The sequence below is a fragment of the candidate division WOR-3 bacterium genome, from assembly GCA_029858255.1.
In the GTDB taxonomy this organism is placed as follows: domain Bacteria; phylum Hydrothermota; class Tepidihabitantia; order SM23-42; family SM23-42; genus SM23-42.
The window spans coordinates 1-25,574 of record JAOUFJ010000008.1 but is presented as its reverse complement, the minus strand read 5'-3'; the positions used below and the strand labels follow the sequence as shown (position 1 = coordinate 25,574).

Here is a 25,574-nt window from a genome sequence, read left to right as displayed (position 1 = left end):
ATACTGTGAACGAAGTGCTACTGCGTTTACTGCGAGCGGCGTGATCCAGCGCTTCATTCTGTCCATTCAGGTTTGCGCTTCTCTAAAAATGCTGCCATGCCTTCCTGCCCCTCTTCAGAAATGCGTATTTGGGCAATAATCTCGGCTGTGTACCTCTTCAAATCATCGTATGACATCTGCGGTACCTTGCGTAGAAGTTCCTTGCACGTTGCTATTGCTTCAGGTCCACTGGAGATTAGCTGCGCCAGGTATTGATCGATCACAACATCAAGCCCTTCGAGCTCGGCCACGGCATTCACCAATCCGGCCGATAACGCCTTATCTGCAGACAATCTCTCGCCTGTTAGGAAAAATTCGCGGCACTTACCCTCACCGCATTTCTTAATAACGTAAGGCGATATGCAAGCCGGTATCAATCCAAGCTTAACCTCGCTAAAACTGAACTTGGCGCTGCGAGCAGCTACAGCAATATCGCATACAGCAACAAGACCTGTGCCGCCGCCAATCGCGGCGCCGTTAACTCGCGCAATCGTCGGTTTTGGGCAAGAATAGATCTTGTAGAGCATGTCAGATAACTCCAGTGATTCTCGCAGGTTATCCTCATACGAATAATCCTTGACCCTGCGCATCCAATTTAAATCGGCACCCGCGCAGAATGACTTACCCTCACCGGTCAGAACGACCGCCCTTACCTCTGATCGCATTGCCAGCTGATCGAACACCTCGGCCAGCTCGCGGATCATTACATCATCAAAGGCGTTGTGCACATCCGGACGATTAAATACCACATTCGCAATATTTTTCTTCGCCTCGCAGCGTATCGTTTCATACTTTTTTTCTTGCATAGTAAGCCCTTCTTAACACAGTTATGTTATATAGGTACTAACCAATATCGCCTTTCGTTCGAGTAAGCACTGGCTCAATCAGCAATACCCAGGCTGGTTTCTTTGCGCGCGAACGATGTCTTACACCTTTTTTCACAAGATACCCTTCATTTTCCTTAACCTCGGTCGAACCTTTTTCAGTATCAACATATATCTTGCCCTTTAGTACTAAGAAGAATTCATCTTCTTTAAGATGCACGTGCCAATCATATGCGCCGTCGATCTTTGCCACCCGTAGTGCGGTATCATGGACGTGCAGAATATCCCTGGGTTGCCAGGGTTCCTTGATCTCTTTGATAATTTTCTTCAGATTGATCTTCGCCACACTACCCCCTTCATATTAAATTCGAAATCCTGATATCGAAATTAGAAACAAATCCAAATTCACAATGACCAAAACGTTTCGAATTTATGATTTCTGTCATTTGAGATTGTTTAGAATTCACCCTTACGGGTATTCTCGCATATACAATCAGATCTAAGATTTGAGTAGCTGCGGAATCGGATTTCGTGCTTCGTATTTTCATTAGAGATTACATTCTGAACACTCCGAACCTGTGGTCTTGTATCGGTGCATTCAGCGACACGGAAATGGCAAGGCCCAATATTACTCTCGTGTCCTTGGGATCGATTATACCATCATCCCAGAGCCGTGCCGTCGAATAGTAAGCGCTTGACTCATTTTCGTACTTGGCCAGTATCGGTTTTCTGATCTCTTCGATCTCCTTTTCGGTTGGTTTCTTTCCTTCTTTAATCAAAGACCGGACCTTGATGTCGGTCAATACCCCCGCGGACTGTTCACCACCCATCACACAAATCTTTGCCGTCGGCCACATCCAAAGCAGGCGTGGATCATAAGCACGGCCACACATTCCGTAGTTGCCTGCGCCGTAAGAATTACCGATGATAATGGTAAACTTGGGTACCTGCGAGTTTGCTACAGCATGGATCAATTTGGCTCCATCCTTGGCAATGCCACCGTGCTCATAGCGTTTGCCGACAATGAAGCCTGTGATATTCTGAAGAAAGAGAATGGGTATCTTCCGCACTGAGCACATCGAGACAAAATGCGCTCCCTTCTGTGAAGATTCAGAAAACAAAACTCCATTATTCGCAAGGATGCCAACCGGATATCCCATGATCCTCGCGAAACCGCAGACCAGTGTCGTGCCGTAAAGGGTTTTGAATTCATGGAATTCACTGCCATCCACAATGCGCGCTATGACTTCGCGCACATCAAAGGGTTTTCTCAAATCGCTCGGGATAATACCATAGAGTTCCGAAGGATCGTACGCAGGTTCTACCGGCTGTGCACGGTCGAGAGAGTATTTCCCAGTTTTCGGAAGGTTCTCAATGATATTTCTCGTTATCTCCAGAGCATGTTCATCATTGACTGCGAAGTGATCTGAAACTCCTGAGATACGGCAGTGAACATCGGCGCCACCCAAATCCTCTTCGCTGACGACTTCTCCTGTTGCCGCCTTTACCAGAGGAGGTCCTCCGATGTATATAGTGCCTACTCCTTTGACAATCACCACCTCATCGCTCATCGCTGGCTGATAGGCACCCCCGGCGGTGCAGAAACCGAGCACTACTGATATCTGCGGTATATTATCCGCGGACATGCGCGCTTGATTGTAGAATATTCTACCGAAGTGATATTTGTCCGGGAAAGTTCCAACCTGTAGTGGAAGGAATATCCCGCCTGAATCAACCAGATAAATACACGGCAGCCGGTTCTCAATCGCTATCTCCTGCGCGCGAATGTGCTTCTTAATTGTTTCCGGAATATAGGTACCACCTTTTACCGTGGCATCGTGAGCAACAACCATCACTTCACGGTCATGGACGACACCTATACCGGTGATAATCGCGGCTGAAGGATGCTCGTTATCATACATCTCCCATGCCGCCAGATTGCTCAGTTCGAGAAATGGAGTGCCAGGATCGAACAGCTGTTTGAGCCTGTCACGGACAAACAACTTGCCTCTTTCCTTGTGTTTCCTGTGCATGTACTCGGGGCCACCCTCTCTGACCTTTTCCAGATGCTCTTTCAAGGTGCGTACGGCCTCCTCCATGACGGTCTTGTTTTCCCTGAACTCTGCGCTCTTCGTGCTTATTTTCGATTCAATTTTGTACATAATAATCCTAAAGTCTAAGGTTGATTGTTATGCGTCATCGCAGCCCGTTTGGTCATTTGTCCACGGTCTTTCGGCCATTAACAATGACATAAAACCATACTGGCAGCCAAACCGTACGACAAATGACAATGTCTTAAACGAGTATAGCCTTATATCCATAGCATATAATACCGGTGTGTCCTTCTGCGTACAATTTCCGGAAAACAAACTTCACTTTCTTGCCGATCTTCAGTTCTTCCGGTTGGCAGTCAACAACTTGCGTCGTGAACCTCACGCCATTATCTGATTCTACAATGGCTACGCTATAGGGCACTTCCGTCTCAAAATCCTTTGGAGCAACGCGGATTGTCGTGAAAGTCAATATCTTACCGTAATCCGATATCCTTTCTCCCTTGAATTCGCGGGACCCGCAATTGCACACCAAACGTGGGGGAAAAGCGACTCGCCCACAGCCATTGCATTTTGCAGCCTCAAGCCGGTATCTCTGAGGCATTTCTCTATGATATCTTGGTGATGGCATTATACCTCCTGAATCAAAGTAAATACCTGAATCCGTCCGAGAATGTTCTTTCTTTCAACTCATCACTTATGCTATACTTATTATTTAACTTCTTGGCCATTTAGGTCTTCAGTTTTTTTGGCATCTAGGCATTTGAGAAGATGTGAACTACCGATGACGCACCTGAACCACCCATATTCTGGGTCAAACCGATTTTCGCGTTCTTGACCTGGCGCTTTTCAGCATCGCCGCGTAATTGTTCGACGACCTCAACTACCTGCGCGACACCTGTGGCACCGACCGGATGTCCTTTCGATTTCAACCCGCCCGAAGGATTCACCGGAATCTTGCCAGTCAACGCGGTATGACCTTGCTCCGTGAACAAACCGCCTTTTCCCTTCTCAACGAAACCCAGTTCTTCGATGATGCATATCTCGGCGATCGAGAAACAATCATGAACTTCGGCAAGGTTTATATCTGAAGGTTTGAGACCCGCCATCTTGTAAGCTGCTTCAGCCGACTTCTTGACTGCTTTGAGCGTAGTTATGTCCTCACGCGCGTGGAGTGCGAGCGTGTCAGTGGCCGCGCCAGTACCGAGCACTTTCACGGCCGGCTTTTTCATTTTTTTAGCAATATCCATCGATGCCAGAATCACACACGCCGCCCCGTCTGAAACCGGAGAACTGTCGAGCACTGTAAGAGGATCAGCCACCATAGTTGCTTTGATTACTTGATCTGCCGTGACCTCGCCTCTGAACTGCGCATTTGGATTGAGCGCTCCGTTATGATGGTTCTTGACCGAAACCAATGCAAGTTGCTGCCGGGTTGTACCGTATTTGTGCATATGTGCTCTCGCGATCATCGCGTACAAACCCGGGAATGTTACACCATGGTACACCTCATATTCCTGATCAGCGGCAGTTGCCAGGGCGTAGGTAACGTCTGCACCATCGGTCATCTTTTCAACGCCTCCGACCAAAACGACCTCACTATGCCCGGAAGCGACTTCGAATAAACCGAGACGAAATGCCATGCCACCAGAGCAGCAAGCTGATTCAACTCTTACGGCAGGGATCTGTGGTGTCCCGAGATAATCTGCCATCAAAGCTCCAACATGTTCCTGCCCCACGAATAGACCGGGAGTCATTGAACCTACATACATAGAAGCAATATGGTCAACCCCTGCATCATCGATGGCTTTTAACGCTGCTTCCACAAAAATATCTCTCAAGGATTGTTTCCAAAGTTCACCGAATTTTGTCATGCCACAACCAATAACAACAACTTCACGCATCTGTACCCCCTTTATTCAGTCGTTCATTATTATCTTACCGCGGAATTTTGCATAGTGGCCGTAGTCTAAGTAGATACGATTCGTCTCCAGCATATCACGGACCTTGTCTGCCCTGTCCCGTACTTCGTCTATTCGCTCGGTAACTTTGAAGACAAATGCATCGCTGCCAGCACCAGAACCGAATGAAACGAGGAGGATCATGTCGCCTTTCTTGGCAACATCTAGCGTCGCCGAAAAACCTGTTGGCGATGAGCCTGAGTATGTATTACCCATAAGAGGAACTATCCACCCTGGTTCGAGTTGTTCCCTCTTGAAGCCAAGCTTCTTACCGACGGTCAACGGGAATTTCCCATTTGGCATATGAAAAACCGCATAATTGAAATCCGAAGCCTTAAGACCGCTCTTCTTCAGTATACCCTGACCTGCACCTAAAATATGCTTGAAATATGCAGGTTCCCCGGTGAATCTTCCGCCGTGTAAGGGATAGAAAGCTCCCTCGCGACGCCAGAAATCAGGCGTATCGGTCGTGTAGGAGTATGTATGATGCAATTCGGCCACGATTTTTTCCTTGCCGAATATGAATGCGGAACCGCCCGCAGATGCGCTGAATTCAAGGGCATCACCAGGGGCGCCTTGAGATGTATCAGCACCGATCGCCAACGCGTACTTCATCTGATCTGCTTTGACAAGACTGTAGGCTACAAACATTGCCTCGGTACCAGCCTTGCACGCAAACTCATAGTCAGCAACATGCACTTCCGGTACTATACCAAGTGCCTCAGCAACGACAGTACCGGATGGTTTCACTGCATAAGGATGAGATTCTGAACCAATATAGACAGCACCAATATCTGCAGGATCTATCTCTGCCCTGCGGAGGGCATTTCTGGCAGCTTCTACGGATATCGTAATCGTGTCTTCGTCCTGAGCGGGGACCGTTTTTTCCTTCAGCAAGAGACCCCTTCGTACGGCCTCTGCATCACGACCCCATTGCCTGGCAATCTCATCAACCTTTATTCTGAACCTGGGTAGATAAGAACCATATCCAACAATACCAACCATCAAACCTCCTTCCAATGGAGAATCCAAAATACTAATATCGAAATACTAAACAAATCCTAAATACGAATGTTCAAAACGGTTTTGAATTTGGTATTCTGGTCATTCGGTATTGTTTCGAATTTAGGATTTAGTGCTTCGTGCTTATGTGCTTTCGAGCGCTTGTTCCAGATCGACTATCATATCATCCGGATGTTCGGCTCCGATACACAATCTTATCAAATCTACAGGAATGCTGGCCATGGAACGCAGATCTTCACCCATTTGCTGATGGGTGGAAATCGATGGTATCGTAGCCACCGATTTGATCCGTCCCAAATCGGTTGCGCGCCAGATACGCTTCAGATGATCGAAGAAAGTGCGCGCCGACGCAATACCGCCCTTCAGTTGGAATGACATCAAATGGCCATATCTGTTAACCTGCTTTTTGTATTGATCATCGTATTCCGCGTCGACAAGCCAGAGAAATTTTGCAGCAACCTCATGAAGGGGGTGATTTTTCAAACCCAGATAGTTAACCGCTGATACCTTCGGATGACCGTCAAGGAATTCGGCGACTTTCATCGAATTCTGACTAAGAATATCCATCTTAGAGCGCAGGGTCCGCATGTCATTGAGTGTCAGAATCGCCTGCATTGGAGACAAACACCACCCAACATCCCTGTTTGGGAGCAGCTTAATATACGTCGCAAAATCTTCTTTCATCTCATCGTTATCGACATTGGACACGATTTGCTTTCGTGCAATTACGGCTCCCGCAATACCAAAACCACTCGCAGTGAGCGTTTTGGTTACCGAATGTATTACAATATCAGCGCCCAGAGCAATGGGCCGCAGCAACGCCGGTGTTGCTATCGTTGTATCAAAGATCGCGGGAATTCCGCGTTCATGCGCGAGGTCAATGACCTTCTTGAGATTGAAGAACGATAAGCCAGGATTCGAAGGAAGCTCACCGAAAAGAAAACGGGTGTTACCGTCGATCTTCGATGCCCATTCATCGATGCTGTTAGGCTCTACGACCCAGCGGCACTCGATACCGCGTTCTTGCATCTTGCGGATATTGAACTGTTGGAAAGTCCCTCCGTATATCTGTGCGTTAGAAACAAAATTGATCGCCTCGCTGGATACTTTAGTCTTCTTGACCAAAAAGGGGTCAGTGGCGCTGGCGATGGCAGCCATGCCTGACGACGCAACAGTGCATCCTGTCTCGCCGCTAAAACCATATCCCTCAAGCAACGCCAGTGTAGCTTCGAGATAACCAATAGACGGGTTATGAATTCTGCTGTACGTCCACGACGGTATCAAGTAAGCTAATGCTGCTTCCATTTCATCGCTGTCGCGGAAGGCCTGAGATGAACTCATGAATATCGGTTCGATGATAGAACCCTGATTATTCTCTATCGCCTCCTGTACCGAGTACGCACCGTGCACCGCAATCGTATCGAATTTCCATTTCTTCACTTCCTCATCAATATATCGACGATGCTCGGCAAGAGCCTTCTTCGCCTTGTCCACGTACTTTTGTACGCCCTCATTCATTATTTCCTCCGCATTTCTTAACAACTGCCATTATCATCGCAAGTTATCTATATCCTCTCCAAAGCCTGGTCCAGATCTTCGATGATGTCATCAGCGTGCTCAAGACCGATTGAGATACGAACAAATCCAGGATTGATCCCGCTTTCCAGTAGTTCACTTTCGCTGTACCCGGAATGAGTCATTGATCCGGGATGCTCAATAAGAGTATCGACGTCACCCAAACTGACCGCAAGAGTACATAACTTCACCGAATTCATGATCGCCTTGCCGGCTTCCTTGCCGCCCTTAACATCAAAACCAACCATCCCCCCAAACCCACGCATCTGACGGCACGCGACATCATATCCAGGATGGGATTTCAATCCCGGGTAGTAAACATGTTCTACCTTATTGTGCTGCGCAAGAAATTCAGCAACCTTCTGCGCGTTCATACAGTGCCTGTCCATACGGACCGCCAATGTCTTCAAACCTCGCAGTATCAACCAGGCATTGAATGGAGATATGCAAGCACCTATGTCCTTTGCGCTCTTCCACATATCTTTGATGAAATCCTGCTTGCCCACAACAACACCACCTATGATGTCGCCGTGGCCGCCGAAGTATTTCGTTGCAGAATGGACAACGATATCAGCCCCTATTTCGATCGGTTTTTGAAGGTAAGGTGTGGCAAAAGTATTATCCACACACAGGGGTATACCTCTACTACATGCCGTTTCTGCACATTGAGCGATATCAATAATCTTCAATGTTGGGTTGGCTGGGGTCTCGACAAACATGAGTTTGGTACGTTCATTGATCGAAGCCGTGACCTGCTCGCTATCACTTGCGTCAACGAAAATAACCTCGATGCCAAGATTAGGCAACACGTTCTTGAAAAGGGTATACGTCCCTCCGTAAATGGTATCGTCTGACACGACGTTCTCTCCCGACTTGACGACCGAGACAACAACATTGAATATTGCAGCGAGGCCCGATGCGAATACCGACCCTGCTTGCGCGGACTCAAGAAAAGCGATCTTCGACGCAAGAAGCTCAATCGTCGGATTACTGATCCGTGTATAGATATAACCTTGTTCCTCCCCCTTGAATAATCGGGCGCCGTGGTCGGCGTCACGAAATACAAAAGTGGAGGTTTGATAGATTGGCGGTGACAAGGCTCCGGTATGTTTATCCGGATGTTGACCACCGTGCACAACATCTGTTTCGATATGCATCACACCTCCTAATCACTATTCTACTTCTGGCTTAACTCGATCAAAACACCTCCAGTAGAGTGAGGATGAATAAATGCAATTTTAGCAGCATGTGCGCCTTTCCTGGGAATTGCATCGATCATTCTCGCGCCCTTGCTCCTTAGATCTTCGATCGCCTTTTCGATATCCTCGACCTCAAAACTCAAATGATGCAGACCTTCTCCCCTCTTTTCGATGAACTTCTGAATCGTACTATCTTTGCTTGTCGGTTCTAAGAGTTCAACGGTCACTCCTCCGACATCAAGCATGGCCACTTTCACTTTCTGTTCCGGAGCTTCCGTGATCATCTTCAAACGAAAACCAAAAGTGTCACGCCAGGTTTTCAGATGACTCTCAATACTCTTAACAGCAATACCTATATGTTCGAGTTTCATATAATACAAAGTAGTGAGCAGGAAGTAGTAAGTAAGAAGAATCTGCACATCACTGAATTACTTACTGCCATATTCATCCTTTAGCTTAGACATGAGCTAATATAACAAAGATCGTAAGACGGTTGTCGGATACGAAACCCGTTCCATCAAGCGGACTACGGTTACGTTTGTATGGACGATTAACGTAAACCTTTAAATCGATACGGGCATCGTGACCCAAAACCGACAATCCGATTTTAAATGAGCTTTCTCTTCTTGGCATCATCTTCAAGCGCTGTACGGAAATTGGGGTGAGCGATCCCGATCAGCGCCTTAGCCCTTTCTTTCAAATTTTTTCCGTGCAGGTAAGCAATGCCGTACTCCGTGACAACGTAGTGAACATCTGCTCGCGTTGTAACCACCCCTGCCCCGACCTTGAGTGTAGGCACGATCTTTGAAATGGTGTCATCCTTTGCTGAGGAAGGAAGCGCGATGATCGGTTTACCACCCTTAGACTGAGCAGCACCACGGATGAAATCTACCTGGCCACCGAACCCGGAATAGATACGCGTTCCGATCGAATCTGAGCACACCTGTCCAGTAAGGTCCACCTCAATGGCCGAGTTTATTGCGATCATCTTTTCGTTCTGACCTACAATGAACGGATGGTTGGTGTAGTTTGTAGGATGTGTTTCGAATATCGGATTGTTGTCAATAAAATCGTACAGATCCTTTGTGCCGAAGTAGAAAGTTGCTATCACTTTTCCCGGATGCAGCGTTTTCTTTGACCCAGTAACCACACCTGCGTTTATCGCCTCGACGATACCGTCAGAGACCATCTCGGTGTGAATCCCCAGGTCTCTTTTACTGAACATTGCCTTCAACGCAGCATTGGGAATACCACCAATACCTAATTGGAGCGTACACCCGTCATCCACCAGGCTGGCAATATGGTATCCGATCTTCTTTTCTACTTCGGTAAACGGCGGAATGTTCAATTCAGGCAGTTCATCCGAAACTTCAACAAGTTTCGCGAATCTCGAAACATGAAGAAATGAATCACCGAGTGTCCTTGGCATGCGGTCATTCACCTGGGCAACAACTATTTTTGCCGTCTCTGCTGCTGCTTTCGAACCCAGACACTCAACACCCAAGCTCACAAATCCATGTTCATCTGGTGGCGATACGTGAAGAAACGCAACATCGAGAGGCAGCAGATTCCTGTAGAATAGTGTGGGTATCTCGTATAGGAACACCGGTGTATAATCAGCGCGGCCGTCATTGACAGCAGCACGATCGGCCGGTCCGACGAAAAGTGAATTATGCCTGAAATGTGGTTCCATACCCGGTTTTGACAGAGGGTCATCACCGAGGAGAAGCACATGAGTGATCTCAACATTGCTGAGTTTATCCTTTCGCTGAGCCAGCGCCTCGGTCAATCGGAATGGCGTTGCAGCATTGCCACTTATATAAACTCGGTCTTTACTTTTTACTACAGATACGGCTTCTTCGAAGGAACACAATTTCTTTTTATAATCGTCAAACCAGCTCATGGCAGGAACTCCTTCTTTATCTCGCCTTTCTCGGCGTAAAGACCTCTGGCAAGGGTTTTATTCTCGTGTACTGCTTTTTCAAAGCCTATTTCCGTGATCATCTTAAGATAAGGAAAAACACTCGATGTGAGTGCGTGGGTAGCGGTCCTAGCGATCAGCGTTGTCGCATTAGGCATACAGAAGTGAATGACATCATCGACCGTGTAGATGAACTTTCCGCTCGGCGATATCTTCGCTGTTTCGATACATCCCCCCTGGTCAATCGAGAAATCAATGATCACCGAACCTCTACGCATTGTCTTGACCATATCAGCCGTAACAAGAACCGGCGACCGCCTACCAGGTAACAAAACAGCGCCGATCACGACGTCGGCAAATTTCACAAGCTTTTCAATGTTGTGTCTCGTGGCAAAAAGCGTCGTGACTTTCATATTCGTCGAATGACAGGCGAGATGGTCCAGCTTATTACGATCGACATCAAGCACGTAGACGTTGGCACCGGTGCCAGCAAACGTCTTTGCCGCATTGCAGCCAAGCGTACCACCGCCCAAAATGACGACCTCGGCAGGCGGGATACCTGCTATGCCGCCTAGTAATATACCCCGCCCCCCATGCGGAGATTCCAGAAGCCTTCCGGCAATTTGCACCGAGAGTTTACCCGCCATTTCACTGAATGGTATGACAATTGGAAGACGACCATCTGGTTGCTGCATTATTTCATATCCGACAAGCGTGATCTTCTTGTCCGAAATCGTTTTCAGAAATTCCTTGCGTGCCGTTATCAGATGAATGAAACCCATGATCACCTGACCCTCTTTGATGAAATCATATTCATCCTGTTGGGGTCTTCTTACCTTTAGCAGGATTTCCGCCCGCCGGTAGGCTTCTTCTTTCGAATATACTATAGTCGCTCCGGCTTTCTCATAATCTCCATCCGAGAAGCCCGCGCCTTCCCCCGCTTTGCTCTCGACATAAACCTTGGCGCCGCATAGTGTCAATTCCTGGGCGCCCATTGGCGAAAGACCAACGCGATACTCATCGGTTCCCTTGAATGGTGGTATCTCCTTAGGGACACCAAACTGCATGTATCCTCCTTGTTTCTATTAAGCTCTGTGTAAATCTAAAATATGGGTCTTTCCTTGAATTGACCATAAACACCACGTAAGATGTCGGAGATTTCACCAACAGTTGCGTAGTTCCTGACGCAAGCGATGATCTGATTCATAAGATTTTCGCCTGACATCGCTTTCTGATGCAGTATCTCAAGCCCATATTTCACTTCTGCTTTATTCCTCTTCTTCCGGATCCCATCTGTCCTTGCCTTTTGCTTACGTACAGACTCCGGCGATACTCTCATCGTTGTGTGTTTCTTTGCCGACCTGTTATCTGAGAATTTGTTTACACCAATGACATTAACCTCGCCGCGTTCCATCGCCCGCTGATGCTCATACGCGCTTTTGTGTATCTCCTTCTGAAAATAGCCGTTGTCAATGGCATTCACTGACCCCCCCATCCCGTCTATTTCCTCAAGATAACGATTGACATCGACCTCCATTCTATTGGTCAGAGATTCAATGTAGTAGGAACCTCCCACGGGGTCAATGACTTTTGGTACGTTACTCTCATACGCGATGACCTGCTGAGTACGTAATGCGAGGCGCACGGCCTCCTCCGTCGGTAGCGAGAGCGCCTCGTCGAAGCTATTCGTATGAAGACTCTGGGTACCTCCAAGCACCGCAGCCAGGGCCTGAAGCGTTACCCTGATCGCATTATTCAACGGTTCTTGTGCGGTGAGCGAAGACCCCGCGGTCTGAGTATGGAATCTCAGCATCCATGACCTCGGGTTCTTTGCTCCGAATCTTTCTTTCATCACCTTCGCCCATATACGCCTTGCGGCACGGAATTTTGCCACCTCCTCGAAAAAATCAACGTGGGCGTTGAAGAAAAACGAAAGACGCGGCGCGAATTCATCAATATCCAGCACCCCTTTATCGATCACTGCCCTCACGTAAGAAATCGCGTTCGCAAGGGTGAATGCAACCTCCTGCGCAGCCGTCGAACCGGCTTCTCTTATGTGATAACCAGACACCGATATCGTATTCCACTTTGGCAGATTTCTGCTGCAATAAGAGATAATATCGACGGTCATGTTTATCGACTGAAGAGGCGGGAAGATATAGGTACCGCGCGCAATATATTCCTTGAGGATATCATTCTGTACGGTTCCTTCCAGCACAGATGGACTCACGCCCTTCTTTTCGGCAACCACAATATACATAGCGAGAATGATCGCAGCAGTAGCATTGATGGTCATCGACGTACTGACTTTGTCCAGGGGTATACCGTCAAACAGAATCTCCATGTCTGCAAGACTGTCGATCGCCACGCCGGTCTTGCCGACCTCGCCCTCGGACAGCGGATTGTCCGAATCATAGCCCATCTGAGTTGGTAAGTCGAATGCGACGGATAGTCCGGTCTGGCCATGAGCAAGCAAGTATTTGTAGCGTTTGTTTGACTCTTCGGCAGTACCATAGCCTGCGTACTGGCGCATTGTCCAGAGCCTGCCCGTGTACATCGAAGGATAGATGCCTCGGGTAAACGGATACTCACCGGGCTTGCCCAAATCCCGTTCGTGTATGAAATCCCTCAAATCCTCAGGTGAAAATATCATAATCCCTCATTAACAGTATTCAGAGACAGCGCGAGTGCATGATGCCCTCACTCGATAACGAGCAATGTATCACCAGTATTCACGGTCTGTCCCTGTTTGACGTTGATCATTTTGAGCAAACCGTCGCGGGCCGCTTTTATTTCATTCTGCATTTTCATCGCTTCGATAACGAGTAATCCGTCGCCGCTCTTAATAAAATCACCTTCTTGCACATTGACTTCTACTACCAGACCCGGCATAACCGCCTTAACAGCCAATTCCTTCTTATGTGCTAATTCTGGACTCGCCTTTATCATACGCTGTATTTGCTCGTCGACGACATCAACCGTATAAGCCTCACCATTCACAATCACCTGGCTATCAGACTCAACGACGACGGCAAAAGGCCTGTCTTCTACAATGAGCATCAATTGAGAACCCTGTTCATGGGCGATTTCGACGTCCACTTCCTCACCGTTAAGAGACACGATTAAGCGGCCGTCTTCCTTCTTGACGTCCACACGGAATTCTCTGCCATCAACATCAACCATGTATGCCATACTAGCCTCGATCCATCATTGTTCTACGCCCCGACATCTTCCACGGGTTAGCGGTCCTGCCTCCCTTACTCTGCGGCAATCGTGCACGCTGGTCGCTCAAGATCCTGCCCAACACCGACGAAATAGCCGCCACATCATGGTGATGCTTTTTGTATTCTATCTTCTTCACAACCTTATCAATGAAAGTGGTATCATAGTCACCTTCGATGAATTTTTGATGACCCATGACCAGAATATGAAAAGGTATCGAAGTCTTGATTCCCCTGATCACGTATTCGCTCAATGCTCTCTTCATGCGCATTATAGCTTCCTGTCTTGTTGGAGCCCAGACCAGTAATTTCGCGACCAGGGGGTCGTAGTAAATGGGAACCTCGAATCCCTCATAGATCCCACTGTCGACCCTCACGCCAATACCGCCCGGCTCGATCAATTCTAAGATCCTGCCGGTGGATGGGGCAAAGTCGTTTTCAGGATCCTCGGCAGAAATGCGGCATTCGATCGCAGCACCTGTCATACGAATATCATCTTGAGTCAGATTCAAACGTTCACCGGCCGCGATTTTGAGCTGTTCCTTGACTATATCAATACCTGTTATCAACTCCGTGACGGGATGCTCAACCTGCAATCGTGTGTTCATCTCAAGAAAATAGAAATTCCTATCCTTATCTACCATAAACTCCACCGTGCCTGCATTGTTATAACCCGATACCTTCACCGCTTTCACTGCTGCTTCACCCATTCTCGCCCTTAACTTAGCGGTCATTACGGTGGATGGAGATTCTTCAATCAATTTCTGATGGCGCCTTTGCACCGAACACTCGCGCTCAAATAAATGTACAACATTGCCGTGATTGTCGGCAAGGATCTGAAACTCAATATGCCGTGGAGATTCCAAAAATTTCTCAATGAATATCGTTGGATTGCCGAACGCCGACCTTGCTTCACCCACTGCCTGTTTCATCGCGCTACCGAGATCTTGCTCTTCACGAACGACGCGCATACCCTTTCCGCCACCGCCACCGGCAGCCTTTATCAACACCGGAAATCCGATGTCCTCAACGATCCTGCGGGCGTCATCCTCTTTTACGACCGGACCCTCACTCCCCGGAATAACAGGGATATTTGCATTGCTCATCGTTCGCTTTGACTCGATCTTGTCGCCGAGCAGCTCGACGGCCCGGCTGTTCGGACCGATGAATACGATGCCGCTCTCCTCACAAGCACGCGCAAAACCAGTATTCTCAGCCAAGAACCCATATCCTGGATGGATCGCCTCGGCACCAGATTCTCGGGCGACGTGAATAAGCTTATCTATCTTGAGGTAGCTTTCGGTTGCCGGCGCCGCGCCGAGATGATACACCTCATCTGCGTAACGCGTATGCAAGGCGTTACGATCTGCATCGGAGTACACGGCTACGGATTGGATACCCATTTCACGACATGCCCTCAGTACCCGCACCGCAATTTCACCTCGGTTGGCAACTAAGATCTTATTGAACATGATCTCCTCAAAAAAGCAGTATCATCCTCAACGGATTCGCAGAACCAATTCAACTCCAGTTGAACTTCGCAGTACCGGGCACTCCGCCCTCGCAGCATCGCATATGCTCGCACTGACGTCTCCTTCGAATGCAATGATACGGCGAACGTAGTGCTACAGCGTTTACTGCGAGTATAGCGATCCTGCATGTTATGCATATTAAAGTGGTATATTCCCGTGTTTCTTCGGAGGATTTGAATCGCGCTTGTTCTCTATCATTTCTAGAGATTCGATGATGCGGGGCCTTGATTCCGATGGTCGTATTACAGCATCTATATACCCCTTACTGGCCGTGACAAATGGGTTGGCGAACTTCTTCGTGTATTCGTCTATGAGTTTTTTCTCCAGAGCCTTCGGATCTTTTGCCTCTTTCAGCTGCTTCCGGTAGAGAATCTTCACTGCACCATCCGGTCCCATGACCGCAATCTCTGCACTCGGCCACGCAAAATTCACATCGGCACGTGTGTGTTTGGAGCTCATAACGCAATACGCGCCGCCATATGCCTTGCGGGTAATGACCGTCACTCGCGGAACCGTAGCCTCACAAAAAGCGTAAAGCAGCTTCGCTCCATTTTTGATCACACCGCCCCATTCCTGTACCGTGCCGGGAAGGAATCCGGGGACGTCTACAAAAGTAACGATCGGGATGTTAAAACAGTCACAAAAACGAACGAAACGCGCGCCCTTCATGCCTGAGTTTCGTCCCAAAACTCCTGCCAGAACTGCGGGCTGATTAGCCACAACCCCGACGGCTTTGCCATTGAAACGAGCAAACCCAACGATCAAATTCGGTGCATAATGTTTGTGTACCTCAAGAAAATCTCCGTTATCTACGATCTTTCTAATAACCTCAAGCATATCATATGGTTTGTTAGGGCTCTCCGGTATGATCGTATCAAGACTCTTATCCATGCGATTCGGATCATCGGTTGGTTCAAGAGATGGTGGATCTTCCAAGTTGTTCTGAGGCATAAATGAAAACAGTTTCTTCAGGAGTTCGATACACTCCAATTCCGAATCAACCGCAAAATGCGCGACGCCAGATTTCTCATTATGAACCATTGCACCACCAAGCTCGTCATACGTAACATCTTCATGTGTCGCGGCTTTAACGACATCGGGTCCGGTCAGAAACATATAGGAACCGGCAACCATGATTATGAAATCGGTCATCGCTGGCGAGTATACCGCACCTCCAGCACAGGGACCCATTACCGCGGATATCTGTGGTATAACACCAGAAGCGAGTACGTTCCGGAGAAAAACATCCGTGTAACCCGCAAGACTGTCTACACCTTCCTGAATACGTGCCCCACCTGAATCTTTGAGACCAATGATAGGACATCCCATTTTCATTGCCAAATCCTGCAATTTCACTATCTTCCCGGCATAGGCCAGAGACAGAGAACCGCCGAATACTGTGAAATCCTCAGCGAAAACACACGCCACTCGACCGTTTATTCGGCCGTACCCTGTTACTACACCGTCACCGAGCACCTTGTTCTTGTCAAGACCAAAATCAGCACACCGATGGGTTACGAACTTATCAGTTTCCCTGAAAGTATTCTCGTCGAGCAACAGATGTACACGTTCCCGTGCGGTCAGCTTGCCCTTATCGTGCTGTGCCTTTATTCTTTCCTCACCACCACCGAGCAGCGCTTCCTTCTCGAGCTCTTCGAGGCTCTTGATCTTGTCGTCGCCTTTCATCAATCCTCCCACTTCACCAAATCACCGGGCAAAACATAATCGATGATAATCAAGTCACTCAAACATAATTCATACCAGCAAATTTGCACAAACCAGCGTAGGCGATAATGCATCCCTTAGTTCACTTTGATGGTCGCTTTTTTCCCCGGCGACGGGTTTTTACAGCCTTCCTTACCTTCCGTTCACCACCTCGATTGCCGTCACCGTCGACCGTTGCCACTTTCAAGACGCCGTCGGTTTTCCTCAAGCGTGCAAAAACGATGTTCGGATCGTGTTCGAAGATCAGTAAATAGTCGTTTTTAACGGCAGCTTCGATTATATCCTTCTTCCGCAACATGAGATCAACAGGATACAGGTCAAAACCAGTCAAATAGTGAGGCTTTAGATGATAAACCGTGGGTATGATGTCGCCGAGATACAGTGCACTGCCATTGCCGCCGTCGATCAACACCGACTGATGACCGAGTGTGTGACCGTTGGTAAGCAAGACCTTTATGCCGTGCATAATGTCAAAATCACCGTCGACAAACAAAACCTGTCCGGCCGCTTCCAGCGGCAGGAAATCACTGACCCGGTAGCTTGATCTTGTCTTCTCATCCGTATTCTGCGCACTAAACCATTCCTGCTGCTGTATGACGTATTTCGCTTTGGGAAACGTGGGAACATACTTCCCGACGTTTTTACAGGTATTGCCTCCACAGTGATCAAAATGGAGATGAGTATTGATCACGTAATCGATATCTTCGGGGCTGATTCCGTACCGAGCCAGCGATGTAATCAAATTCACGTCACGATCAAGCCTGTATATTTCCTTCAGCTTTCTACCGAATTTCTCACCGATCCCGGTATCTACTAGTATGTGTTTGTCGTTTGTCCTTATCAAAAGGCAATTCATGGCAAGTCTAATTCTATTTTGTTTATCGGCCGGAGAGACCTTATCCCATAAGACCTTAGGCACAACGCCATACATCGATCCTCCGTCGAGCCAGAAGTATCCATCAGATATCGGAAATAATTCAAATTTGCCGAACTTCATCTATTTCTTTCTCTTTCTGGTGACTTTCTTCCGGACTGTTCTTTTCTTCTGCGCCGCAGTTTTCTTAGGTTCACAGGTATTGTCCTTTATCCACGACACAATCTCAGAGGTCGACGTTCCCGGGCCAAAGAGCATGCGCACACCGATTCTCCGAAGTTTTTTCATATCGTCGACAGGGATGATACCACCGCCTATCACTAGTATGTCAGTAGCTTTTTTGGCCATCAGCAACTTCAATATTTTGGGGAAAATCGTCATGTGTGCACCCGACAGGATCGAAAGACCGATGACTTGCACATCCTCCTGCACTGCCGCTTCAACAATACTCTCGCAGGTCTGATGCAAACCAGTGTATATTACCTCCATCCCCGCATCACGCAACGCTGCAGCAACGACTTTTGCTCCCCGATCATGTCCATCAAGACCTGGCTTGCCAACTAAAACCCGAATCTTACCACTCATAAAACCTCCCGAAAACAATTTCGCATTTCGAAATTTCTAGAATATGATCGGCTCATGATATACACCATATTCTTCCTTCAATGTGTTACACATTTCACCGAGTGTCGCGTACTCACGCACACAATCGAGAATCCGCGGCATGATGTTTTCACCATCTCTTGCCGCTTTTCGCAACATCAGCAATTTCTCTTTTACACGCTTGCCGTTCCTGTCTTTCTTGAGTTTTCTGAGCCTTTTTCTTTGAACCTTCTCAACCTGCGGTGATATCTTCAATATATCGATCTCTGCTTTGTCTTCTTCCTCAAAAATATTCACACCAACATGATATTTATTCTTTCGCTCCAATGCTTTCTGGTATGAGTATGCGCTTCGCGATATTTCCTTCTGAAAAAATCCCTTTTCAATTGCCGGGATCACACCACCTAACTTGTCGATCTTTGCGAAGTACTCGTAGGCACCTCTCTCCAGTTCATTCGTCAGGGATTCCACATAATATGAGCCACCCAGCGGATCAATCGTATTGGCCACACCCGCCTCGTAGGCCAATAGCTGCTGAGTACGCAGGGCAATCTTCGCTGCCTTCTCCGTTGGCAGGGCGTAGGTTTCATCCATTGAATTGGTGTGGAGGGACTGAGTGCCGCCGAGGACAGCAGAAAGCGCCTGGTAAGCAGTACGAATTATGTTGTTCTCAGGCTGCTGCGCGGTCAACGTGCATCCTGCAGTTTGTGTATGGAAACGCATCAAGTAGGACCGCGGATCTTCAGCGCTGTATTTCTCGCGCATCATACGTGCCCATATCCTTCGCGCCGCGCGATACTTCGCTATTTCCTCGAAAAAATCAAGATGCGCATTGAAGAAAAATGAAAGACGAGGAGCAAATTTATCCACGGACAGACCTGCCTTGATACCTTGCTCCACATACGTGAAACCATTCTTCAGCGTGAAGGCGAGCTCTTGCAGCGCAGTCGAACCTGCCTCACGAATATGGTATCCGGAAATTGATATCGAGTTCCACTTAGGGACATGTTCGGAGCAATACTCGAGAATATCAGAAATAATCCTCATCGACGGCACGGGCGGGTAGATCCATGTCTTCTGGGCCTGGTACTCTTTCAACATATCATTCTGAATGGTGCCGGTAAGAATTCTCGCAGGAATATTCTGTTTTTCTCCTACTGCAATATACATAGCCAATAACATTGCCGCAGGAGGATTGATAGTCATAGATGTGGAAATCCTGTCGAGAGGGATACCATCAAAAAGAATTTCCATATCGCGCAGACTATCTATTGCCACTCCACATTTACCTACTTCCCCGTGGGAAAAGGAATCGTCCGAATCACGTCCGTAAAGCGTCGGAAAATCAAACGCTACTGACAAACCGGTCTGGCCGTGTTTCAGGAGATATTTGTAACGCCGGTTGGTGTCCTTGGCAGTCCCGAAACCTGAAAACTGCCTCATCGTCCACAGACGACCCCGATACATATTAGTGTAGACACCTCGCACGTATGGAAACTCACCGGGATACCCCAAATCTCTATTGTGTTCCATATCGGCGATATCATCCGGCGTATACAGCACTCTCACCGGCACACCGGAGACGGTCGTGAATTCCACATGCCTCTCCTCGCACGTCTTCAACTTCTCATTCCATTCTTGCCTTTTCATACAAACCTCCTACCGGCTACCCCTGATGATCCTTCGAGCGATATTCTTTGCGACTCGATAGGGATTGAGCTGACGTTTGTACATACTTTCCAGCAATCCGGATATATCATTTTTAGGCATTACATTCGCCTCCACATGCGACCTTATCATCCGTTCGATCAGCTCGTGCATGCGGATCAACAATTTTCTCTTTCTTTCATGCTCCAATTTCCCTGTTTTCGTCAAATAACCGGCGTGTGATTCCATCGCCAGAACGAGTTCTTCCACGCCCTCACCCTTTGTTGCAGTTGTCTTCAAAATCGGGTGATCCCACCCGGCGTGCTGTTCTCTCATTTCGAAAGCGAACTTTAGCTCCGTAATGAAACGTTCGGCTCCTTCACGGTCACCCTTATTGACGACCATAATGTCGGCGATCTCCAGGAGTCCCGCCTTCATAGCCTGAATGCTATCACCTGATTCCGGGACCAATACAACGACGGTCGTATCACAGACTTGTGCAATATCCAACTCAACCTGCCCGACACCAATCGTCTCGATGAGAATATAGTCCATACCCGCAGCATCAAGCACGAGAGCAACGTCTTTCGTTGCCTGCGCAAGACCCCCCATACTGCCGCGTGATGCCATGCTCCGGATGAATATATTCTCATTTAAGGCAAGCTCGGTCATGCGCACCCGGTCACCGAGTAGCGCCCCGCCGGAGAAAGGTGAACTAGGATCGACCGCTATGATACCAACCTTCTTTTTCTCGGCAAGCAGCCGCTTTGCGATCGCACTGACCAGCGTCGATTTACCCGCACCTGGTGGGCCGGTTATGCCAACATGGTATGCACGACCGGTATGGGGGAAAATACTCTCCAGGAGATTCTCGGCCGTATTATTCTCCACAGCGCTGATCGTCCTGGCGATGACCTTCTTGTCGCCCCTCAATAATCTGTTGATATTATCCATACGAGCAATGTGGAAACGCTCCCTCGAACGGAATCATATTCTTCAAACTTCTCCCGGTCAAAAACTGCTAACTGCAGAACCTTCGATTTTTACCAATAGAACATCAAGCGAACCCGCAGCGCCACCATCCGAATGTCCAACCACTAATAAATCACCGTCGGGACTCATACGAACCGCATTTGCCCATTCCACGCCATGCCCGCCGATTGCCTTATCCCAGACAATAGCACCTTCAGTATTGAGCTTAGCCAAATACATATCATTATTATATGTTCTTTTGTTGTACTCGGTCGGCCGAACCATTGCTTTTGTCATGCCAACGATAACGTAACCACCGTCAACATCCTGACATACCGCATTGCCATATTCATAGAAAGGTTTGTTGCCAAACGAGGTCAGCCATTGTTCATTTCCAAGCGAATCGGTCTTGACGACCACCACATCCATCATATCATTACAGTCAGAATATCCGGTCAATATCCAACCACCATCTGCGGCGGGTGAAGAACCCTTACACCAATCAAATCCATGACCATGCTCACCTAGTGCATTGTAGGACTGTGACCACTCTTTTTCACCAGCTTCGTCTATTTTTGCCAAATAGAAATCAGTGTTCGCACTGTGGCTGCCGCTACTCGCTGCAATCACGCAACCACCATCATCCGTGGCGTGAACCGAATTAGCCATATCTATGCGCCACCCGCTGAATGTTTTGGACCAAATAGTATTACCCTGTGCATCAATTTTGAGAACATAAATGTCTTCTTCGCTGTAGCCGAAAGAGTGAGTGAAACCGCATATGAAATATTGTTTATCTACAGCCTGGCATAATGCCGTACCAACGTCCCAACTCGTCCCGCCGAATGTCTTTGACCAGACCTCATTCCCTTCATCATCAATCTTTAACAAATAGACATCCTTGGACCCAGCACCAAATGAAGTGGTGTAACCAAGTACTAGATACCCATCCTCGGTCTCCGTACATGCGTTACCATATTCCGCTCCTGCGCCGCCGAAGCGTTTGGACCAGGTCATGTTGCCATCTGCATCAGTCTTAATAACCAGCATATCCGCATCGGGAGCACCAGGCGCGAAGGTATAACCAACGAGAAGAAAACCTCCATCCCGCGTCATGCAAAAGGCACGACCACCATCGGCACCGGCGCCGCCGTAATTTTTCGCCCAGACCACATGACCCCTCTCAAAATCAACATCCCTTGCATTGATGTATTCTGCGTTCAAGACATCTTTATGACCTCGACCTTGATTACTCTCGATAACGGTAGCGATTGCCATCACATTTGCATAATTGTAGTATTGTCCTCGCGCACAGGTGATAATGTTCCCGTCAATTGTCGGAGGGTTATCATTTTGCGGACGCCCAATATAATTGGCGCCTGCGTCGATGTACTCTTGACGGAATCTCGGCGACCCGACGATGAAACGTCCTCTTATGACATCAGCAGCGGCCAGTGTCCGGACTCCAACACAAGTAGCGAAGACGGCCAGTCCGTAGTACGCCGCCCGCCTGATGAGGTGTAATGCTTCAGGACTGTCAATTATATCACCAACCGGGTATTCAACCGGAGCCGCGTTGCCGGTTGACGGGGCAATCATCAAACAGTCATAATGTCCGATGTCTTCCAGGTCCTCAATTTTCACATCAGGAATAAGTGGATAGATTTGACCGTGATTGGCAAACCATGGACAGGGTGTAATGCTGTCCAGGACACCGGTATGCGTCACGTTCCATCCGTACTCTTCAATGACATCACGCAGCAGATAATAATTCGCCCCCAGGTTCTGCGGCGCCAGGATCAATACATTGACGCCATCATCGTGCCGGGGCGCACACGAAACAAGCAGCAAAACGGTCAAGTAGATAGTCAGATACTTTCGAAGCATAGTATTACCCTCCGCATGTTAAATGGGACTATTCGATCTCCTCAAATTCACCCGTCTTTGTATTCTTGCGCACTTTATCCCAGTGGAAATATCGTCCGTTCATTACTACATATATGCCGTTCGGCAGGGTCTGGACAAATGCCAGGGCACTGCCCAAATTGAACAGTCCGTCAGAACTGCCAAAGGTATAGGGCACCATTGCACCGGTTAGCACAACCGTCTTGTTCTTGACCTGTTCGGCGATAACCCGGGCCGTATCGACCATTGTGTCAGTACCGTGTGTGATAACAATACGCTCCTCTTTTGCCTTAGCACAGTTTCGCGCGATCGTCTCTCGGTCTTCATCGCTGATCTCCCGGCTGTCAACCATCATCAGCGTCCTCACATCAACTGCCACGCGGCACCTGCCGAGCATAAGGGTATGGGGAACATGAGTTTCTTTGAAATAAAGCTCCCCGGTTAACTCGTTATACTCCTTATCGAAAGTACCACCGGTAACAAAGATCCTTATGTTCATGACACCTCAGTTAGCTTTGAAAGCATCCTTTGTGCGACCCCTCACTCCCCCTGCATATACCGCCATCGCAATCGCAAGAACAACCCCGATCTCATCATCTGTTATCTTCTCCTGCCTGGCAACGCCAAGCAAGCGAGTTATTCATGTCGGACAGCCATTCACGAATGCGGCTGCCATCTGGATCAATCGCGTGGTGCGCAATCCCAACACCTGATTCTTTTGTGTCGATTCGTAGAAATCAGAAAAAGCCTTCTTCTGTTTTTCTGGCAGCACGCTGCTAGTTTCTGCCCGATTGGCAACACTGCATGCAGATATTGCCATGACCACTGAACGTACAACTTCTATTTTGTCGTCAGTGATTCCCTGCTCCCTGGCCACGCCAAGGTAATTTTTCACTCAAGACACACATCCAACAGATATTGCCGCCGCCAGGTGAAGCATGAGTGTAGTATCCTGCGTGAGTAATTTGTTGTTACGGACGGATTCATAGAAGGTTGAAAATGCATTATCTTGTTTGTTTGACATCAATCCTCCAGACTCTAAAAACCCATTAACTACCGCCTACCATGATCACCGCACGGGTATCTGGCTCAGAATCATGCGAGCGGCATCCGCTCTGAAGCCACCAGGGTCGAGTTCAAGATATCTCTGCAGATAATCTCTGGCTACATCGTCCTTGTTCATATCATGATAGATCTCCCCAAGCATATAGTATGGATTCGTGAAGTTGACATCCACCGACACAGCTTTCTTGTAGTAACGAATCGCCTGTTCACTATCGCCTTTCCTGAAATAGGCTTCTGCCATACTGTCATAAGAATTTGGGTCATCCGGCGACGTTTCTATCACTTTGCCAAATGTATTTATTGCATCATCATACGCCCCTATACCAATGTAGCAATAACCGAGCATGTTATACAGACCATTATTCTCAGGGTGAAGTTCTATTGCCCTCTTGTATGTTTCGATCGCAGGATAATATGCTTGGGTTTCGTAGTAAGCAGATGCCATGCGCTGGTAGGCCTCCGCGTTCTCGGGGTCCGAAGTAGTAACCTTCTCAGTCTCAATAATGGCATCCAGAATACCGATGAACCGCTCTTCAGTAATACCACCGATTCCGTAAGGAAATTCATTCCGCTTTGTCCTGACGATATCGCTCAGGGCAACAGCATCGCCGGTTCTGCGAAAAACAGTCAATGCCTGCTGGAACCTGGCGGCATAATCCATACCCGTCGCCTGTTTCTCTTCGATCACCCGGTCAAATCCCTTGTATGCCTCATCAAATTGACCTGACTGGCTCAATTCCACGCTGGTCTTGAAGATGGAAAACGGCATCCAGTCATAGCCAAGCTGCGATATCAAGAGATCAAAATGTTCAGCCCGAACCCTTTCGGCATAACCAGACAGAGGATAGCGATCCACAACCCTCGCATAATGACTTGCTGCCTCCCTTGTTTCATTCATTTCGAGATGAACACTGGCGAGTTCGAACTGATACTGTGGTGCCCATGGTCCGTCAGGATCCTTTTCTAACGATCTTTCATAGATGGTTATCATGCCGGACTGATTACCGAGCCTTCGGTAGCATGCCAGCAGTTTCGAGTTGAATGCATCGTTCCAGTCCTCAGCCAATTCATAATGAACCGGTTCGGCGAGTCTTTCCAGCGCGGATTCGTAGACTCGTGCCGCTTCTTCCCACTTGTCTTGTCTCTCATAACACAAACCCAGACGGTCAAACGAGAAAATCTCCCAACCCGTATCCCGATGTTTACTCACGATATTCTGATACGCGATCGCCGCTTTATGGTAGTCCTGCTTGACGGTGAAAAATATGTTGGCGATCGCCCATTTGGCAGCAGGCACGAGATGGTGGTCAGGATTCTCGTACAAGAAGAATTCATAAGCCTTCAAAGCCTCATCGTATTTCTGATTCTCCAGAAGCTCGTTGGCACGGTCGAATACATTAAGACTGTCCTCCTGAGCTGCACCATAGGTAACAAGCA

At 48.2% G+C, this 25,574-nt stretch carries 24 protein-coding genes; all 24 read right to left on the bottom strand.

The window, feature by feature from the left end:
* Window positions 1-53: 53 nt before the first annotated feature.
* A complete protein-coding gene (locus tag OEV79_05370) occupies window positions 54-845 on the bottom strand; it encodes an enoyl-CoA hydratase/isomerase family protein (protein MDH4210860.1) in 792 nt (263 codons plus the stop codon).
* A gap of 37 nt (window positions 846-882) precedes the next feature.
* Window positions 883-1,209 carry a cupin domain-containing protein gene (locus OEV79_05365; GenBank protein ID MDH4210859.1) on the bottom strand — a complete coding sequence of 109 codons (327 nt, stop codon included), beginning with the start codon at window positions 1,207-1,209 and terminating at the stop codon, window positions 883-885.
* Window positions 1,210-1,417: 208 nt separating this feature from the next.
* Window positions 1,418-3,025, bottom strand: coding sequence for a methylcrotonoyl-CoA carboxylase (locus tag OEV79_05360; GenBank protein ID MDH4210858.1), 1,608 nt, complete (start codon window positions 3,023-3,025; stop codon window positions 1,418-1,420).
* Between the two features lie 133 nt (window positions 3,026-3,158).
* The gene (locus OEV79_05355) at window positions 3,159-3,545 is read right to left on the bottom strand and encodes a Zn-ribbon domain-containing OB-fold protein (GenBank protein MDH4210857.1); all 387 of its coding nucleotides are present in this window, start codon (window positions 3,543-3,545) and stop codon (window positions 3,159-3,161) included.
* Window positions 3,546-3,669: 124 nt separating this feature from the next.
* A complete protein-coding gene (locus OEV79_05350; protein ID MDH4210856.1) occupies window positions 3,670-4,818 on the bottom strand; it encodes a thiolase domain-containing protein in 1,149 nt (382 codons plus the stop codon).
* 15 nt (window positions 4,819-4,833) lie between these two features.
* Window positions 4,834-5,880, bottom strand: coding sequence for a hydroxymethylglutaryl-CoA synthase (locus tag OEV79_05345; GenBank protein ID MDH4210855.1), 1,047 nt, complete (start codon window positions 5,878-5,880; stop codon window positions 4,834-4,836).
* 141 nt (window positions 5,881-6,021) lie between these two features.
* Window positions 6,022-7,416 carry a PLP-dependent transferase gene (locus OEV79_05340; GenBank protein MDH4210854.1) on the bottom strand — a complete coding sequence of 465 codons (1,395 nt, stop codon included), beginning with the start codon at window positions 7,414-7,416 and terminating at the stop codon, window positions 6,022-6,024.
* Between the two features lie 47 nt (window positions 7,417-7,463).
* On the bottom strand, window positions 7,464-8,630 hold the full coding sequence (locus OEV79_05335) for an aminotransferase class I/II-fold pyridoxal phosphate-dependent enzyme (GenBank protein ID MDH4210853.1): 1,167 nt from the start codon (window positions 8,628-8,630) through the stop codon (window positions 7,464-7,466).
* A 20-nt stretch (window positions 8,631-8,650) separates the two neighbouring features.
* Entirely contained in the window at window positions 8,651-9,043 is a 393-nt protein-coding gene (gene mce, locus OEV79_05330; protein MDH4210852.1) for a methylmalonyl-CoA epimerase, read from the bottom strand.
* A gap of 236 nt (window positions 9,044-9,279) precedes the next feature.
* A complete protein-coding gene (locus tag OEV79_05325) occupies window positions 9,280-10,575 on the bottom strand; it encodes a 4-hydroxybutyrate CoA-transferase (protein ID MDH4210851.1) in 1,296 nt (431 codons plus the stop codon).
* Window positions 10,572-11,660 carry an alanine dehydrogenase gene (locus tag OEV79_05320; protein MDH4210850.1) on the bottom strand — a complete coding sequence of 363 codons (1,089 nt, stop codon included), beginning with the start codon at window positions 11,658-11,660 and terminating at the stop codon, window positions 10,572-10,574. Before OEV79_05320 ends, OEV79_05325 begins: the two co-directional genes overlap by 4 nt.
* A 35-nt stretch (window positions 11,661-11,695) precedes the next feature.
* The gene (locus tag OEV79_05315; protein MDH4210849.1) at window positions 11,696-13,246 is read right to left on the bottom strand and encodes a methylmalonyl-CoA mutase family protein; all 1,551 of its coding nucleotides are present in this window, start codon (window positions 13,244-13,246) and stop codon (window positions 11,696-11,698) included.
* Between the two features lie 47 nt (window positions 13,247-13,293).
* Entirely contained in the window at window positions 13,294-13,785 is a 492-nt protein-coding gene (locus OEV79_05310; protein ID MDH4210848.1) for a biotin/lipoyl-binding protein, read from the bottom strand.
* Between the two features lies 1 nt (window position 13,786).
* Window positions 13,787-15,286: an acetyl-CoA carboxylase biotin carboxylase subunit gene (gene accC / locus OEV79_05305; protein MDH4210847.1), complete on the bottom strand. Its 1,500-nt coding sequence runs from the start codon at window positions 15,284-15,286 to the stop codon at window positions 13,787-13,789.
* Window positions 15,287-15,484: 198 nt separating this feature from the next.
* Window positions 15,485-17,032, bottom strand: a complete 1,548-nt coding sequence (locus OEV79_05300; protein ID MDH4210846.1) for an acyl-CoA carboxylase subunit beta — start codon at window positions 17,030-17,032, stop codon at window positions 15,485-15,487.
* A gap of 121 nt (window positions 17,033-17,153) precedes the next feature.
* Window positions 17,154-18,068, bottom strand: coding sequence for an MBL fold metallo-hydrolase (locus OEV79_05295; GenBank protein ID MDH4210845.1), 915 nt, complete (start codon window positions 18,066-18,068; stop codon window positions 17,154-17,156).
* A complete protein-coding gene (locus OEV79_05290) occupies window positions 18,069-18,530 on the bottom strand; it encodes a cobalamin B12-binding domain-containing protein (GenBank protein MDH4210844.1) in 462 nt (153 codons plus the stop codon).
* Between the two features lie 36 nt (window positions 18,531-18,566).
* On the bottom strand, window positions 18,567-20,198 hold the full coding sequence (locus OEV79_05285; GenBank protein MDH4210843.1) for a methylmalonyl-CoA mutase family protein: 1,632 nt from the start codon (window positions 20,196-20,198) through the stop codon (window positions 18,567-18,569).
* A 9-nt stretch (window positions 20,199-20,207) separates the two neighbouring features.
* Complete coding sequence (gene meaB / locus OEV79_05280) at window positions 20,208-21,149, bottom strand: methylmalonyl Co-A mutase-associated GTPase MeaB (GenBank protein ID MDH4210842.1); 942 nt, start codon at window positions 21,147-21,149, stop codon at window positions 20,208-20,210.
* 57 nt (window positions 21,150-21,206) lie between these two features.
* The gene (locus OEV79_05275) at window positions 21,207-23,054 is read right to left on the bottom strand and encodes a DJ-1/PfpI family protein (protein ID MDH4210841.1); all 1,848 of its coding nucleotides are present in this window, start codon (window positions 23,052-23,054) and stop codon (window positions 21,207-21,209) included.
* A 28-nt stretch (window positions 23,055-23,082) separates the two neighbouring features.
* On the bottom strand, window positions 23,083-23,571 hold the full coding sequence (locus OEV79_05270) for an asparaginase (protein MDH4210840.1): 489 nt from the start codon (window positions 23,569-23,571) through the stop codon (window positions 23,083-23,085).
* Window positions 23,572-23,712: 141 nt separating this feature from the next.
* A complete protein-coding gene (locus OEV79_05265) occupies window positions 23,713-23,967 on the bottom strand; it encodes a hypothetical protein (GenBank protein ID MDH4210839.1) in 255 nt (84 codons plus the stop codon).
* Window positions 23,968-24,096: a hypothetical protein gene (locus OEV79_05260; protein MDH4210838.1), complete on the bottom strand. Its 129-nt coding sequence runs from the start codon at window positions 24,094-24,096 to the stop codon at window positions 23,968-23,970.
* Window positions 24,097-24,141: 45 nt separating this feature from the next.
* Window positions 24,142-25,574 (bottom strand): tetratricopeptide repeat protein (locus OEV79_05255; GenBank protein ID MDH4210837.1); only part of this gene is annotated, 1,433 nt, incomplete at its 5' end.

Coding starts and splice junctions, on each gene's coding strand:
- OEV79_05370 (MDH4210860.1), bottom strand. CDS start 845: ATGCAAGAAAAAAAGTATGAAACGATACGCTGCGAGGCGAAGAAAAAT.
- OEV79_05310 (MDH4210848.1), bottom strand. CDS start 13,785: ATGGCATACATGGTTGATGTTGATGGCAGAGAATTCCGTGTGGACGTC.
- OEV79_05295 (MDH4210845.1), bottom strand. CDS start 18,068: ATGAAGTTCGGCAAATTTGAATTATTTCCGATATCTGATGGATACTTC.
- OEV79_05275 (MDH4210841.1), bottom strand. CDS start 23,054: ATGCTTCGAAAGTATCTGACTATCTACTTGACCGTTTTGCTGCTTGTT.
- OEV79_05350 (MDH4210856.1), bottom strand. CDS start 4,818: ATGCGTGAAGTTGTTGTTATTGGTTGTGGCATGACAAAATTCGGTGAA.
- OEV79_05325 (MDH4210851.1), bottom strand. CDS start 10,575: ATGAGCTGGTTTGACGATTATAAAAAGAAATTGTGTTCCTTCGAAGAA.
- OEV79_05300 (MDH4210846.1), bottom strand. CDS start 17,032: ATGAAAGGCGACGACAAGATCAAGAGCCTCGAAGAGCTCGAGAAGGAA.
- OEV79_05315 (MDH4210849.1), bottom strand. CDS start 13,246: ATGATATTTTCACCTGAGGATTTGAGGGATTTCATACACGAACGGGAT.
- OEV79_05270 (MDH4210840.1), bottom strand. CDS start 23,571: ATGAACATAAGGATCTTTGTTACCGGTGGTACTTTCGATAAGGAGTAT.
- OEV79_05360 (MDH4210858.1), bottom strand. CDS start 3,025: ATGTACAAAATTGAATCGAAAATAAGCACGAAGAGCGCAGAGTTCAGG.
- mce (MDH4210852.1), bottom strand. CDS start 9,043: ATGAAACTCGAACATATAGGTATTGCTGTTAAGAGTATTGAGAGTCAT.
- meaB (MDH4210842.1), bottom strand. CDS start 21,149: ATGGATAATATCAACAGATTATTGAGGGGCGACAAGAAGGTCATCGCC.
- OEV79_05340 (MDH4210854.1), bottom strand. CDS start 7,416: ATGAATGAGGGCGTACAAAAGTACGTGGACAAGGCGAAGAAGGCTCTT.
- OEV79_05320 (MDH4210850.1), bottom strand. CDS start 11,660: ATGCAGTTTGGTGTCCCTAAGGAGATACCACCATTCAAGGGAACCGAT.
- accC (MDH4210847.1), bottom strand. CDS start 15,286: ATGTTCAATAAGATCTTAGTTGCCAACCGAGGTGAAATTGCGGTGCGG.
- OEV79_05260 (MDH4210838.1), bottom strand. CDS start 24,096: ATGTCAAACAAACAAGATAATGCATTTTCAACCTTCTATGAATCCGTC.
- OEV79_05290 (MDH4210844.1), bottom strand. CDS start 18,530: ATGAGTGGTAAGATTCGGGTTTTAGTTGGCAAGCCAGGTCTTGATGGA.
- OEV79_05335 (MDH4210853.1), bottom strand. CDS start 8,630: ATGCATATCGAAACAGATGTTGTGCACGGTGGTCAACATCCGGATAAA.
- OEV79_05285 (MDH4210843.1), bottom strand. CDS start 20,198: ATGAAAAGGCAAGAATGGAATGAGAAGTTGAAGACGTGCGAGGAGAGG.
- OEV79_05355 (MDH4210857.1), bottom strand. CDS start 3,545: ATGCCATCACCAAGATATCATAGAGAAATGCCTCAGAGATACCGGCTT.
- OEV79_05345 (MDH4210855.1), bottom strand. CDS start 5,880: ATGGTTGGTATTGTTGGATATGGTTCTTATCTACCCAGGTTCAGAATA.